We start from the raw sequence: 13,371 nt of genomic DNA, 5'->3' as shown, positions 1-13,371 counted from the left end.
GTGGATCTCGGTGCGGGCGATGCGGTCCTTTTCGGCTTCGGGCAGTACGGCGCCGATCTTGACCAGCGCCTCGTCGGCGGCGCGCGCCATGGCAGCGCCACCAAAGGCGCGCACCATGCGGGCGCCGGCAACCAGCGCGACGATCTCGTCACGCGTGAACATCAGTGGCGGAAGGTCGAAACCCTCCCTCATCATGTAGCCAACGCCGGCCTCGCCGTCGATCGGCACGCCGGTCGACTGCAGGTCGGCAATGTCGCGGTAGATGGTTCGCTCGGAAACCTCGAGCCACGTGCCGAGCTTCTGCGCGGTGACCAGACGGCCACCACGCAGATGCTGCACGATCTGAAAGAGCCTGTCGGCGCGGCGCATCGTTTGCTTCCCCAATGTTGTTCCCATGCATGCCGTGGCTCCCGGACCGGATCCACTTCCAGATGACATGCATTACGGCTTCAGCCCTTCGCACTTGCGCTGCATGGCGACGAATTCCGCGCCGAAGGACAGTTTACTCGTTGTGTATCAAGCACGCGCCAGAAAGGGGCGATGTCGCTCAGCGCCATGCCGCGCTCAAGGTCCTCATTGGCGGCATCGGCAATCGTGCGCAGATGATAGCCTATGGTAACCGGACATGTCACTTCGGCGCCATGCTCGATGGCAAGCGCCGTGCGCAGCGGACGCACGTCCATCTCGACGCCTTCCGGAATTGAGCGGATGAAATCATCGACCTGCTGGACCGTCGGCATCAGCATAGGCTGACCTTCGATGACATCGGGCATCGTGCGCGGCCTCGGCTTCACGATGTTGATGCCTGGTGTGTTCAGTCTGTCGTTCCAACTCTTCATCGATCGTCCTTTCGACCGCCGATGCACAGGGTCTGAAGCTTGCACCATTGCACGCCCCCTCCTGACAGCATGCTGTCAGGAGGATTCAGCATACTCCTTGGCGTAAAGTGTCCGCATCTGCGCGAGATCGCTGCCTCTTTCCGGATAAAGCGACTTCAGAAAGGCAAGCGCGAAAGTGCCCGGCGCCGAGCCCGGTGCGGAAACGACTTTGCCGTCAGCCACAGCATGCGGCACGTCCTGATAGAGGCTGGCGCCGGCATAGCCGGCTTGATGACCATTGATCCAGTCGCGACCATTGCTGGTGTGCCTGGCCTTCTCGAACAGGCCGGCGCGCGCCAGCGCCAAAGTGCCGGCGCAGATGCCGCCGACCACGCCGCCGCGCGATGCAACAGCGTTGAGCAGGTCAGCAACATCCGGCGGTGCCTTGCCGGCCCATTCGTCGGAGCCGATTACGGCAATGGCGTCGAGATCGGAATTCTCATCGGCTTTTGCCGAGCGATCGGGCGTCAGCCGAAAGCCGCTGATGCCGGTCACCGGCTTGCCGTCAGGCGCTAGCGATACGGCCCGGGCGCCGAACCATTCGACCGCCGAAGCCGCCAGCAGCCCGTACTCCCAGTCGGCAAAACCTTCGATGAAAAGAAAGCCGATTGTCTTCTGTTCGGGCATAAGCTCGCTCCATCCCTCACGCGCCGACCTGTTATCTGGGCGTTGCGGAGCCCACATCCAACCGCAGCGTCGAAAAATTCGTCTCACTCAATTGCCGCGAAAGCGACGGTCGGCATACATGTCCGGCCAGCCGATATCCTTGCGAATGTCCGCTGGCAGCGAGTTCATGAGCCGCCGGGTGCGGATCTCGTTGCGCATCGTCCGGATCTTGCCGACATAGTGCTGCATACCGCGCAAAATGGTAAAACCGTTCATGGCTGGTCTCCTCTCTTCTGATGAAGACACTATCGCACACCCCTCCTGACAGCAGTCTGTCAGGAGGGTCGCAGGGCGGCGACGATAATTCCGACTGGTGCATTTGCCAGCAAGGGGTCCTTCTTTCATTGACGTCAAACCGTGATGCGCACAGGTTTTCCACATCCTGATTGTTCACTGCAACGACGCTGGCCAAGGTCCGTTGTTCAGCGTCCGGCGACGGACTGTCGGAATACACGGCCTTCAGCGACGTGGCCGCAGTTCTGATATGAGAGGAGAAAATTCTTTCCCAAAACCAGGGAGACGACCATGAGCTTGCAACTGACAGGTATCCACCACCTCACTGCCATCACCGCCAATGCGCCGGACAATCTTCACTTCTACACGAAGGTGCTGGGTCTGCGGCTGGTCAAGAAGACCGTGAACCAGGACGACACCTCGGCCTACCACCTCTTCTATGCCGATGGCGAAGCCACACCGGGCACCGATCTCACCTTCTTCGACTGGCCGGTCGGACGCGAGAAGCGCGGCACGCGCAGCATTGCGCGGACCAGCCTCAGGGTCGGCAACCAAGAGAGCCTTGGCTGGTGGAAGCAGCACTTGGCAGGCGAAGGCATTGTGACGGGAGAGATCGCCGAGATCGGCGGCTACCCGAGTCTGGATTTCGAAGACCCCGAAGGCCAGCGCCTTCGGCTCGTGAGCGACGACGGCAAAGGCGACAGTCATCCCTGGGCGCAGAGCCCGGTGCCGGCCGAGCACCAGATCCGCGGGCTCGGGCCGATCGTCATCAGCGTCCCTGATATCACCAACACCGAGGCAGTCGTGACCAAGGTTATGAACATGCGCAAGGCGCGCGAGTACGCGTCGCCGGAGGGTCAGGTTCACGTCTTCGAAATGGGTGAGGGCGGGCCTGCGGCGGAGTTGCATATTCTGTTGCAGCCGGGGTTGGCGCCGGCACGGCAAGGTGCGGGTGCGGTCCACCATGTCGCCTTCCGGGCGCCGGACCAGGAGACGCTGCATCAATGGACCGCGCGGCTGGCCGAATTCCGGCTGCCGTCGAGCGGCGAGGTCGAGCGCTATTACTTCCGCTCGCTCTATTTCCGCGAGCCGAACGGCATCCTGTTCGAAATCGCCACAGACGGGCCGGGGTTCACTGCCGACGAGCCGCTGGAAACGCTGGGTGAAAGCCTCGCCTTGCCGCCGTTCCTCGAAGCGAAACGCGCCTCGATCGAGGCCGGCCTCAAGCCGCTGAAGTAGGTCGCTCGCCGGTCAATGGCGGGCGCCGCATTCTGGTTCGGGATCGCGGCGCCTGTTGTTCTCGGGTAAGGAACGAGGCGCTTTGACAGCCGGCCGCGTTGCTGGTCAAAGGCGGCATGTCGAAACTCCTCGCGCTCGTCATTGTTGGTATCATGGTCATTCAGCTGATCAAGCCGCTCGGCTGGCCGGGACTGAAACGGCGCAGCGACTTCTGGAAGCTGGCGCTGCTGGCAATGGCCGCGATTTCGATAACGGCCGTGCTTGGGCACTGGGCATAGCCCTCGCCTGCCGGGCGGCCGCGTCAACCTTCAGCCGCCAAGCACCGGGTCGACGAGATGCTCGGCCCAGGCGCGGTAGCCTGCTTCCGAGGCGTGAAAGCCGTCTGAGGCAAAGCCGGCCTCGGGATTGGCGATGGGCAGGCGCGACGCCGGCACCGCGCCGCGCTCCAGGCAGAGGCGTTCGCCCATCCGGTTCATGTCGATGGCGCGGATCTCAAGGATCTTGCCGAGCAACGGCGGCATTGCCGGCGCCCGCGTGAACTCCAGCACCGGCGACCATACCACCCGCGCCTCCGGCCATTTGGCACGGAGCGCATAGAGCAGGCCGCCGAATTCCTTCTTGAAGCGCGGCACGGAATGAAAATTCTTGGTGTCGTTGGTGCCGATGGCGAGCACGATGTGCGTCCATGGATCGGCCGACAGGTTGGGCAGGACATGGTCGCGGATCTGGCCCGATGTTGCCGAATTGAACCCGGCGGCTCGCCAGCGCACGGCGCGGCCGGTGTTTTGCGCAATCAGCACGGCGAGTTGTGCGGCAAGCCCGTTTTCCGAATTGCCGATGCCGACCGAAGCGGCGGAGGAATCGCCCAGCACCAGAAGCGAGATCGCCGGCGCTATGCCGGCGATTTCGTGCATGACCGGCCCCTGCGCCGGCAGCATGCGCGTCGTGCGGCGGCGCACGCCGAGGCCTTGCCAGACATATACCGGGTAAGCAAGCCAGGTGAGAAGGGCCGGGAAGCGCATGGCAATACCGTTAACGATCGGGGCAGACTTAGCGCAAGTCTGTGCTCGGTTGAAAGCCTTCAGTCGCAGCAGTTCGGCTTTGCCGCCCGTCCCTCCTGGTATTCGTCATGCAGCCGTACCCAGTCCATCAAACTGTGATACGGGCCGTTTTCGTTGCGGCCCTTCGATCAGTGCCTCGCCGCCGCGGGCGCGCGACATGAAGGTGAGGAAGATGTCGCCGGTCTCGTCCCTGTAGAAAACACTGGTGCCGGGAAGCTCCTTCGATGTCCTGGGACGGGTCTCGAAATTGTAGGTGGTATCGCCGGCGGCGATCTGCTTGTCGGTGAAGGAGACCTGCATGTCGAAATTGAAATCCGAGGCATAGGACGACACCCAGTCGAATTTCCAGCCCATGCGCTGCCTGTAGGGCAGAAGTTCCGCTAGCGGCGCGCGGGAGATCACGACCAGAGACACGTCGTGATGTCTCAGATGCTGATTGGCGCCGTCGATATGGTCGGCAAGGAACGAGCAGCCCAGGCAATGATGGCCGCAACCCGGCCCGAACATGAAGTGGTAGACGATCAGCTGGCTGTTGCCGGCAAACAGGTCGGTCAGTTTCTTCGGCCCTTGCTCGGTCTCGAAGACATAGTCCTTCCTGATCTTCAGCCAGGGCAGTTCACGCCGCTCAGCCGCGATCCGCTCGCGAAGCCGCGTCAGTTCCTTCTCGCGCGCCAGATGCGCCTTGTGCGCTTGAAACCAGTCTTCGCGCGAAACAACCTTGCTGCGATGCATGAATCTCTCCCTGTCTGTCATCCCAAGGACGTTCGGGATGGGCGAAAGCCGACATGTCGACTGTTTGGTTGAGCCTTTTTCCGAAACCGGATTCCACTTTTCGGGATCATGCTCCAGCGCCGAAGGGAAATAAGGACGCAGACACTCCACCCCAAGTCGGCACGTCACAAACAAAAAACCCGGGCGCATGGCCCGGGCTCGACGGAAGACAGAAGGACTGCAATCAGGCGGCTTGTTCCAGGCTCGCCTTCCATTTTCCAAGCGCCGCCAGATGGTTCATATGGGCACGATGGGTGAAGGCGGCCTGGCCGGCGGCTACGTTCGACGCCTTGCCGCTCCAGGCTTTCTGCGGCGCGGCCTGTAGCGCGCGGCCGTAGGAGAAGGTCAGCTTCCACGGGTGCGGGCCGATGGCGTTGATGGCGTTGAGGTTGGCGGTCGCTTCCTCGTCCGCCTGGCCGCCGGAGAGGAAGGCGATGCCCGGCACGGCTGCCGGCACGGTCTCGCGAAACAGTTTTATGGTTTTTTCCGCGACTTCTTCCGGGGTGCTCACCTTGCCCGATCTCTTGCCGGCCAGCACCATGTTGGGCTTCAGGATGGTGCCTTCGAGGACGACTCGCGCCGTATGGAGCTCGTCATAGAGCTTGATTAGCGTCGCCTTCGAAATGTCATAGCAGGTGTGGATGTCGTGGGCGCCGTCCATCAGCACTTCCGGTTCGACGATCGGCACGATGCCGGCTTCCTGGCAAAGAGCAGCATAGCGCGCGAGTGCGTGGGCGTTAGAGCTGATCGAATTGGCCGAGGGCACGCCCTTGGCCTGGTCGATGTCGATCACCGCGCGCCATTTGGCGAAGCGGGCGCCGAGCTTGTAGTACTCGGCAAGGCGCTCGCGCAGGCCGTCGAGGCCCTCGGTGATGGTGTCGCCGGGAAAGCCGGCCAGAGGCTTGGCGCCGGCGTCGACCTTGATGCCGGGTATGGCGCCGGCAGCCTTGATGATGTCGACCAGCGGCGTGCCGTCGGCGGCTTTCTGGCGGATCGTCTCGTCGTAGAGGATGACGCCGGAAATGTAGCGGGTCATCGCGTCCCGGGCGCGAAACATCATCTCGCGATAGTCGCGGCGGCTATCGGCGGTCGATTCGACGCCGATGACGTCGAAGCGCTTCTTGATGGTGCCGGAACTTTCATCGGCTGCCAGCAAGCCCTTGCCATCGGCGACGATCACGGCGGCAATGTCTTCGAGACGTTCGCTCATTTTGCTTCTCCTGAAGGGGTTCGTTCCGCGCTTAAGGGAAGTCTACCGCCAAAGGAAGAGCCTCGGAAAGCTCGAATCGATTGAAAGTCTCGGGCGACTTGCCCGTTCTCTCCATGTGTTGATCGGCTTATCCGTTTCCCGCGTTCCGCGACGCCAAGCGCGTCTAGCGTTTCAGCACATCGACGCCGGGCAGCGGCTTGCCTTCCATCCATTCCAAGAAGGCGCCGCCGGCTGTCGAGACATAGGTGAAGTCGTCGGCGACACCGGCATGGTTGAGGGCCGCCACCGTATCGCCGCCGCCGGCAACGGAGACCAGCTTGCCGGCCCTGGTGCGCTGAGCCGCGTGCTTGGCCGCCGCCACCGTCGCATGGTCGAAGGGTGCGATCTCGAAGGCGCCGAGCGGGCCGTTCCATACCAGTGTCGCGGCGCGGTCGATCCATTCGCCGATGGTCGTCACGGTTTTGGCGCCGACATCGAGGATCATGCCGTCGGCCGACACGTCCGAAATGGCGACGGTCTCGCAGGCCGCGCCCGCCTTGAATTCCTTGGCCACGACGCCGTCGACCGGCAGGATGATGGCGCAGCCGGCCTCGGCCGCTTCGATCATGATCTGCTTGGCGGTCGTGGCGAGATCATGCTCGCACAGTGATTTGCCGACATCGGTGCCGCGCGCGGCCAGGAAGGTGTTGGCCATGCCGCCACCGATGACCAATGCGTCGACCTTCTTCACCAGGTTCATCAGCAGGTCGATCTTTGTCGAGACCTTGGCGCCGCCGACGATGGCAACGACGGGACGGACCGGATTGCCCAGGCCCTTCTCCAGCGCTTCGAGCTCGGCCTGCATGGTGCGGCCGGCAAAGGCCGGCAGCAGATGTGCCAGCCCCTCGGTCGACGAATGGGCGCGGTGCGCGGCGGAAAAGGCGTCGTTGACGAAGATGTCGCCATTAGTGGCAAGCTTTTCGGTGAAAGCCGGATCGTTCTTTTCCTCGGCCTTGTAGAAGCGGGTGTTTTCAAGCAGCAGCACATCGCCCTCGCTCATGGCGGCGACGGCGCTTGCCGCGGTACCGCCGACGCAGTCGCTGGCGAAGCCTACGGGGCGGCCGAGCACGTCGGCCGTCGCCTTGGCGATCGGCTCCAGCGAAAATTCAGGCGAAGGACCATCCTTGGGCCGGCCGAAATGGGCAAGCAGGATGACCTTGGCGCCCTTGCCGGACAGTTCGGCGATGGTCGGTGCAATGCGTTCGATGCGGGTAGCGTCGGTGACCTTGCCTTCGGCGACAGGCACGTTGAGGTCGACGCGCACCAGCACGCGCTTGCCGCTGATGTTGCCGATATCGTCGAGTGTCTTGAAGGCGGCCATGCGGGTTCCTTTCGCGAAAAATCGGGCGACCATACCCCGCGCCAACGATGATGCAAGGCTTAGCCCGGGTTCGAAACGAATTTTTGAAGCCGGCACGATTTCGTGCCGCAGGCGGATGAACGGCAGTGCCGGCAATCGAAGCTGTCAGTTTCCGGGCGCCGCCTTTTCGGGCGCGGGTTCCGGGGTAGGCATCTCGTCCGCGCGCGCCTCGTCCGCTCGCGTCTCGGTAGGCTTGCGCCAGTTGCGGATGAAGGTGGAGAGACGGTCGGCGATTTCGCCAGCGCTGAGGAAAACCGGCACCCGGGCAACCGGCGCGGTCGGTTCAAAGGAAAGGCCGAGGCCCGTGATCTTGCCCTTGTCGTCGACGTCGCGAACGATTAGTTCGATCGGGCCGATCAGCACCCGGTCGGCATATTCGGCATGGCCGCCGAGCCGCGCCGTGACCAGCGCGCCAACGGTCATTTGCTGCTCCACGTCGGTGAGCCCGGGCGCATAGGCTATTTCCAGTTCGGCGGCAGAGCGTGCAGGATCGACGGCGAAAGCGCCGAAGAAATCGGCGTCCTCGGGATCGACCACGGCGCGGCTGGCGAACAGCTTGTCCAGCAGGCGCGGATAACGGTCCGGCACGAAGATGTAGACCTGGTCGCCGGCGGCGAGCCGGCCCATGTCCTGGAAGCGCATCGAGCGACCGTCGCGCAGCACTAGCGAGGGCCGGGCCCAGCGCGGGATTCGCTCGCCGCGCGCTACCGGGCTGCCGGGTGCGACACGATAGGCAAGAAGTTCGTGATGGGCCGAGCCCGGCAGTTCCAGCTCGACCTTGTCCAGCGGTCCAAGGCGGGCCGGCACGATCAAACCGAGGCGGCGGGCCAGCGGCCCGACCGTCCAGCCCTGGATGACCAGCGACACCAGCACGATGATGAAGGCGGTATTGAAGATGACGCGGCCGTTTTCCAGGCCGCCGAGCAGCGGGGTGATGGCGAGCAGGATCGACACCGCGCCGCGCAAGCCAACCCAGGAAACGAAGGCGACCTCGGGACGCGGCAGGCGGAACGGGACCAGGCACAGCCAGACCGCGATCGGCCGCGCCACGAACATCAGGAACAGGCCGAGCAGCACCGCCGGCACCATGATGGCCGGGAACTGCGACGGCGTCGCGAACAAACCAAGGATCAGGAACATGATGATCTGCGCCAGCCAGGACATGCCGTCCTGGAAACGCTTGAGAATTGTGACGGCGCGGATGTCGGAATTGCCGGCGATGAGGCCGGCGAGATAGACCGCCAGGAAGCCGGAGCCGCCAATGGCGCCGGCCGCGGCAAAGACCATCAGCGACAAGGTCAGCACGAAGATCGGCAGCAGGCCGTGGTCGAGATTGAGCCGGTCGACGAGGCGCACGATCGCGAGGCCGCCGAGCACGCCGACGACGGCGCCGAGGCCCATGTTGAGAAGGAAGCCGAGGAACAGGCTGGTGACCAGGACATTGGTCTCGGGGTTGGCGTTAGCGGCGATGACCTCGACCAGGGTGATGGTCAGGAAGATGGCAATCGGATCGTTGGTGCCGGATTCCACCTCGAGCGTCGAACGCACGCGTTCGCGCAGATTGATCTCGCCTGCGCGCAGCAGGAAGAACACGGCCGCGGCATCGGTGGAGGCGACCGCGGCGCCGAGCAGGAAGGATTCCAGCCAGGTGAGGTGGAGCAGATAGTGGGCGGCGGCGCCGAACAGGCCGGTGGTGACAAGCACGCCGAAGGTTGCCAGCGACAGCGCTGGACCGGCGGCCTGCCGCAAGGCGTTGAGTGGCGTGCCGAAGCCGGAATCGAACAGGATGACGGCCAACGCCAGTGAGCCGGCAAAATAGGCGATGCGGGCATTGTCGAACTGGATGCCGAGACCGTCGGTACCGGTGGCCAGGCCAATGCAGAGGAACAGGAGCAGAAGCGGGGCGCCGAAGCGGAAGGCGATCAGGCTCGAAAAGGCGGCGGCGACGACAAGCGCTGTACCGACCAGCGTGACGAGATAGATCGCGTGCTCCATCCGTGATTTGCCCCTCGAATTCCTCTTTCTCTCGCTTCACGGCAGAGTGGGGCGAAGACATGACCAGTGCAAGGCAGCGGGGTGGTTTTTTGCCTATGCCGCTGATTTTCGGATGTTTTGGCGCTCAGGATACCAATTGTGAAGGCGCAAGGCGCACTCATGAAAAACGCCCGGACGAAGCCGGGCGTTTCAGTCTCGAGAAGATGGGTGCGCGATCAGGCGATGGTCTTGCCGAAGGCGACTGCTGTATCGCCCATGCGGTTGGAGAAACCCCATTCGTTGTCGTACCAGGACAGCACCGAAACGAAGTTGCCGTCCATCACCTTGGTCTGGTCGAGCGCCACGATCGAGGAGCGCGGATCGTGATTGAAGTCGATCGAGACGTTCGGGTGATGGGTGACGCCGAGGATACCCTTCAGCTTGCCGTTGGAAGCGGCGATCACTGCGTCGTTGATCTCCTGGACGGTGGTCGCACGCTTGGCGATGAACTTGAAGTCGACGACAGAGACGTTCGGGGTCGGCACGCGGATCGAGATGCCGTCAAGCTTGCCCTTGAGGTCGGGCAGCACGAGGCCGATCGCCTTGGCGGCACCGGTCGAGGTCGGTATCTGCGACAGGGCGGCGGCGCGGGCGCGGTAGAGATCCTTGTGCATGGTGTCCAGCGTCGGCTGGTCGCCTGTATAGGAATGGATGGTCGTCATCATGCCCTTTTCGATGCCGACCGTCTCGTGCAGCACGGCTGCCAGCGGCGCCAGGCAGTTGGTGGTGCAGGACGCATTCGAGATGATGATGTGGTCCTTGGTCAGCTGGTCGTGGTTGATGCCGTAGACCACGGTGAGGTCGGCGCCTTCGGCCGGGGCCGAAACGATGACGCGCTTGGCGCCGGCGGTCAGATGCGCGGCTGCCTTGTCGCGGGCGGTGAAGATGCCGGTGCATTCGAGCGCGATGTCGATGCCGAGTTCCTTCCACGGCAACTGCGTCGGATCCTTGATTGCGGTGACCTTGAACGTCTCCTTGCCGACGGTGATCTGGTCGCCGGACACCGAGACTTCATGCGGGAAGCGGCCATGCACGCTGTCGTAGCGCAAGAGGTGCGCGTTGGTCTCGACCGGGCCGAGGTCGTTGACGGCGACGACGTCGATGTCCCTGCGGCCGGATTCATGGATGGCGCGCAGGATGTTGCGGCCGATGCGGCCGAATCCGTTGATGGCAACTCTGACGGTCATTATTCTCTCCCTGGGAGCTGGACGGCAGACGATAGGTCCGCAGTTTCATAGCGGCGGAAGCGGAAAGAATCCAGCCGCAGCGACGTGGATTTAAATCGATTAGGTTGGGCCAACCCGGCGAAACCGCCTTGCGCGATTTCGCCGGCTTTGAACCAACCTACTTGGCATGCAGGCGGGCTTCCGCCGCGTTGGCCGCAGCTTCGGCGGTGATGCCGAAATGCGGATAAAGCTGTTCGATGCTGCCCGAAGCCCCGAAACCGGTCATGCCGATGAAGATGCCGTCGGAGCCGATCAGATGATCCCAGCCCTGGCGGATGCTGGCTTCAATCGCCATCTTGACCGGCGCGTTGCCGATCGTCGCCTTTCGATAGTCGGCGCTCTGCTGGTCAAACAGCTCGAAGCAAGGCACCGAGACGACGCGTGTGGGATGACCATGCTTTTCAAGCAGGTCGCGGGCACCGAGCGCGATCTCGACCTCGGAGCCGGTGGCGAAGATCGTCACCGCCGCCTCGCCGCTGGCTGCGGCCAGTTCATAGGCGCCCTGGCTGCTCAGGTTCTTGGCAACGAATTCGTTGCGCACCGTCGGCAGGTTCTGGCGGGTCAGCGCCAGCGTCGACGGCGTCTTTTCCGATGCGAGGGCGATTTGCCAGCACTCGGCGGTTTCCACCGCGTCGGCCGGGCGGAAGACATTGTGGTTGGGGATGGCGCGCAATGCGGCCAGATGCTCAACCGGCTGGTGGGTCGGGCCGTCTTCGCCCAGACCGATGGAATCATGGGTCATGACGAAGATCGAGCGGATGCCCATCAGCGACGCCAGCCGCATCGACGGACGGGCATAGTCGGAGAAGCACAGGAAAGTGCCGCCATAGGCGATGAGGCCGCCATGCAGCGTCAGGCCGTTGATCGCGGCCGCCATGCCGTGCTCACGGATGCCGAAGTGGACATAGCGCTGGCCATAATCGTCTGATGTGATGTTCTTGGTCTGGCTGGTTTTGGTGTTGTTGGAGCCGGTCAGGTCGGCAGAACCGCCGATGGTCTCGGGCACGGCGCCGTTGATGACTTCCAGCGCCATCTCGGACGACTTGCGGGTGGCGACCTTCGGCTTGTCGGCCGAGAGCTTCTTCTTGTAATCGGCAATGACGGCGTCGAAATCAGACGGCAGCTTGCCGCTGATGCGGCGCTCGAACTCGGCCTGCAGCTTCGCGTCGGCCCTGGCCAGGCGGCCTTCCCAGTCGGTGCGCGCCTTGACGCCGGCCTTGCCGGCGGTGCGCCAGGCGTCGAGGATGTCGGCCGGAATCTCGAAGGGCGACGAATCCCAGTTGAAGAACTTGCGCGCGCCGGCGATCTCGTCGGCGCCGAGCGGTGAACCGTGTGCTTTGTTGGTGCCGGCCTTGGTCGGTGCGCCGAAGCCGATGGTCGTCTTGCAGGCGATCATCGTCGGCTTGTCGGAATGACGGGCGGCTTCGATCGCATAGGCGATGGCTTCTGGATCGGTTCCGTCGATGTGGCTGGCATTCCAGCCGGAGGCCTGGAAGCGGGCGACCTGATCGGTGTTGTCGGACAGCGACACCGGACCGTCGATCGAGATGTTGTTGTTGTCCCAGAAGACGATCAGCTTGTTGAGCTTGAGGTGCCCGGCAAGCGCGATGGCTTCCTGGGACACGCCTTCCATCAGGCAGCCGTCGCCAGCCAGCACATAGGTGTAGTGATCGACGAGATCGTTGCCGAAGGCGGCGTTCATGATGCGCTCGCCGAGAGCGAAACCGACCGAATTGGCGAGGCCCTGGCCAAGCGGGCCGGTCGTCGTCTCGATGCCGGTGGCATGGCCGTATTCGGGGTGGCCAGCAGTCTTCGAGCCCAACTGGCGGAAGTGCTTTATCTGGTCGATGGTCATGTCTTCGTAGCCAGTCAGATGCAGCAGCGAATAGAGCAGCATCGAGCCATGGCCGGCCGACAAGATGAAACGATCGCGGTCGGCCCAGTGCGGGGCCTTGGGATCATATTTCAGGAAGCGCGTGAACAGCACCGTGGCGATGTCGGCGCAACCCATCGGCAGGCCGGGATGGCCGGAATTTGCCTTCTCGACTGCATCCATGGAGAGAAAGCGGATCGCATTGGCCATCCGGTCATGTTGTTCACGCGACGTCATGATTCCTCCAGAAGTGGGGGTTTGGGGGCTTGGGAGAGCCCTTGAAAAGGGTGCGCGACACATAGCAGGCGCGCGCTTTTAGTCAACAAATCGGTGCACATTTGCCGGCCTTGTGATGCCGGCGGCGGGTCTACATTAGCGTTAGCAGGGGACAGTCGCGAGAGCTTTGTTGACGTTGCCTTCACCCGGTGCCTAATGTTTCCTGGATAACGCGTTCTGAACGCGAACGATTCGGTGATGGGCAGGGCACAGGACGAAGGCCATGACCGGGGAAGCCACACTCAAGGAAGTTATCGCCAGGCTCGGAAAGGCCATCGAGGGGCTGGAAAACGCTGTTGCGGCCAAGCTCGAGCATGAGCGCGATTACTCGGAAGCCGAGGCCGAGGTGCAGCGGATGAATGCCGACCGCTCCCGGCTGGCACAGGAACTCGACAATTCCGAAGCGCGTGCCGAACGCCTGGAAGACGCCAACAAGGAAGTCTCGCGACGGCTGGTGACCGCCATGGAAACCATCCGCGCTGTGTTGGACAGGTAAGGGGCTGG

Annotated in this window: 13 protein-coding genes and 1 pseudogene; 3 read left to right on the top strand and 11 right to left on the bottom strand. The window is 63.2% G+C overall.

What is annotated here, in order from left to right; genetic code table 11:
• From NKJ89_RS19695 to NKJ89_RS19680, 4 genes are all read right to left on the bottom strand, one after another.
• Positions 1-369 (bottom strand): helix-turn-helix transcriptional regulator (locus NKJ89_RS19695; protein ID WP_352604836.1); only part of this gene is annotated, 369 nt, incomplete at its 3' end.
• A gap of 80 nt (positions 370-449) precedes the next feature.
• The gene (locus NKJ89_RS19690; RefSeq protein ID WP_245266417.1) at positions 450-839 is read right to left on the bottom strand and encodes a hypothetical protein; all 390 of its coding nucleotides are present in this window, start codon (positions 837-839) and stop codon (positions 450-452) included.
• A 75-nt stretch (positions 840-914) separates the two neighbouring features.
• Complete coding sequence (locus NKJ89_RS19685; RefSeq protein ID WP_352604834.1) at positions 915-1,505, bottom strand: DJ-1/PfpI family protein; 591 nt, start codon at positions 1,503-1,505, stop codon at positions 915-917.
• A gap of 87 nt (positions 1,506-1,592) precedes the next feature.
• Positions 1,593-1,760 carry a hypothetical protein gene (locus tag NKJ89_RS19680; protein WP_023757425.1) on the bottom strand — a complete coding sequence of 56 codons (168 nt, stop codon included), beginning with the start codon at positions 1,758-1,760 and terminating at the stop codon, positions 1,593-1,595.
• A gap of 309 nt (positions 1,761-2,069) precedes the next feature.
• On the opposite strand from NKJ89_RS19680, the gene NKJ89_RS19675 reads away from it, so the two are divergent.
• A complete protein-coding gene (locus NKJ89_RS19675; RefSeq protein WP_352604832.1) occupies positions 2,070-3,017 on the top strand; it encodes a ring-cleaving dioxygenase in 948 nt (315 codons plus the stop codon).
• A 98-nt stretch (positions 3,018-3,115) separates the two neighbouring features.
• The gene (locus NKJ89_RS19670) at positions 3,116-3,295 is read left to right on the top strand and encodes a hypothetical protein (RefSeq protein ID WP_032906964.1); all 180 of its coding nucleotides are present in this window, start codon (positions 3,116-3,118) and stop codon (positions 3,293-3,295) included.
• A 30-nt stretch (positions 3,296-3,325) separates the two neighbouring features.
• Here NKJ89_RS19670 and NKJ89_RS19665 read toward each other — a convergent pair whose 3' ends face one another.
• The 7 genes and pseudogenes from NKJ89_RS19665 to tkt form a co-directional block, all read right to left on the bottom strand.
• Positions 3,326-4,039: an SGNH/GDSL hydrolase family protein gene (locus NKJ89_RS19665; protein WP_352604830.1), complete on the bottom strand. Its 714-nt coding sequence runs from the start codon at positions 4,037-4,039 to the stop codon at positions 3,326-3,328.
• A 59-nt stretch (positions 4,040-4,098) separates the two neighbouring features.
• Positions 4,099-4,810 (bottom strand): annotated as a pseudogene (locus NKJ89_RS19660) (DUF899 domain-containing protein).
• A 223-nt stretch (positions 4,811-5,033) separates the two neighbouring features.
• On the bottom strand, positions 5,034-6,059 hold the full coding sequence (locus NKJ89_RS19655; protein WP_352604828.1) for a class I fructose-bisphosphate aldolase: 1,026 nt from the start codon (positions 6,057-6,059) through the stop codon (positions 5,034-5,036).
• Between the two features lie 163 nt (positions 6,060-6,222).
• Complete coding sequence (locus NKJ89_RS19650) at positions 6,223-7,419, bottom strand: phosphoglycerate kinase (RefSeq protein ID WP_352604826.1); 1,197 nt, start codon at positions 7,417-7,419, stop codon at positions 6,223-6,225.
• A 144-nt stretch (positions 7,420-7,563) separates the two neighbouring features.
• Positions 7,564-9,453, bottom strand: coding sequence for a potassium/proton antiporter (locus tag NKJ89_RS19645; protein WP_023757418.1), 1,890 nt, complete (start codon positions 9,451-9,453; stop codon positions 7,564-7,566).
• 215 nt (positions 9,454-9,668) lie between these two features.
• Entirely contained in the window at positions 9,669-10,679 is a 1,011-nt protein-coding gene (gap, locus tag NKJ89_RS19640) for a type I glyceraldehyde-3-phosphate dehydrogenase (RefSeq protein WP_023757417.1), read from the bottom strand.
• A gap of 157 nt (positions 10,680-10,836) precedes the next feature.
• The gene (gene tkt / locus NKJ89_RS19635) at positions 10,837-12,828 is read right to left on the bottom strand and encodes a transketolase (protein WP_352604824.1); all 1,992 of its coding nucleotides are present in this window, start codon (positions 12,826-12,828) and stop codon (positions 10,837-10,839) included.
• Between the two features lie 262 nt (positions 12,829-13,090).
• Between tkt and NKJ89_RS19630 the strand changes: the two genes are divergently transcribed.
• A complete protein-coding gene (locus NKJ89_RS19630; protein WP_013529251.1) occupies positions 13,091-13,363 on the top strand; it encodes a DUF4164 domain-containing protein in 273 nt (90 codons plus the stop codon).
• Positions 13,364-13,371 lie beyond the last annotated feature (8 nt).

The organism is Mesorhizobium sp. M0047, from assembly GCF_040323315.1.
Taxonomy (GTDB): Bacteria; Pseudomonadota; Alphaproteobacteria; order Rhizobiales; family Rhizobiaceae; genus Mesorhizobium.
Note: the sequence above shows the minus strand (reverse complement) of the source record. Positions and strands in the feature narration are given on the sequence as shown.

What these genes read in the sequence shown, in the direction of transcription:
- NKJ89_RS19645 (WP_023757418.1), bottom strand. Translation starts at nt 9,453, where the DNA reads ATGGAGCACGCGATCTATCTCGTCACGCTGGTCGGTACAGCGCTTGTC.
- NKJ89_RS19685 (WP_352604834.1), bottom strand. Translation starts at nt 1,505, where the DNA reads ATGCCCGAACAGAAGACAATCGGCTTTCTTTTCATCGAAGGTTTTGCC.
- tkt (WP_352604824.1), bottom strand. Translation starts at nt 12,828, where the DNA reads ATGACGTCGCGTGAACAACATGACCGGATGGCCAATGCGATCCGCTTT.
- NKJ89_RS19630 (WP_013529251.1), top strand. Translation starts at nt 13,091, where the DNA reads ATGACCGGGGAAGCCACACTCAAGGAAGTTATCGCCAGGCTCGGAAAG.
- NKJ89_RS19675 (WP_352604832.1), top strand. Translation starts at nt 2,070, where the DNA reads ATGAGCTTGCAACTGACAGGTATCCACCACCTCACTGCCATCACCGCC.
- NKJ89_RS19650 (WP_352604826.1), bottom strand. Translation starts at nt 7,419, where the DNA reads ATGGCCGCCTTCAAGACACTCGACGATATCGGCAACATCAGCGGCAAG.
- NKJ89_RS19680 (WP_023757425.1), bottom strand. Translation starts at nt 1,760, where the DNA reads ATGAACGGTTTTACCATTTTGCGCGGTATGCAGCACTATGTCGGCAAG.
- NKJ89_RS19690 (WP_245266417.1), bottom strand. Translation starts at nt 839, where the DNA reads ATGAAGAGTTGGAACGACAGACTGAACACACCAGGCATCAACATCGTG.
- NKJ89_RS19655 (WP_352604828.1), bottom strand. Translation starts at nt 6,059, where the DNA reads ATGAGCGAACGTCTCGAAGACATTGCCGCCGTGATCGTCGCCGATGGC.
- NKJ89_RS19665 (WP_352604830.1), bottom strand. Translation starts at nt 4,039, where the DNA reads ATGCGCTTCCCGGCCCTTCTCACCTGGCTTGCTTACCCGGTATATGTC.
- gap (WP_023757417.1), bottom strand. Translation starts at nt 10,679, where the DNA reads ATGACCGTCAGAGTTGCCATCAACGGATTCGGCCGCATCGGCCGCAAC.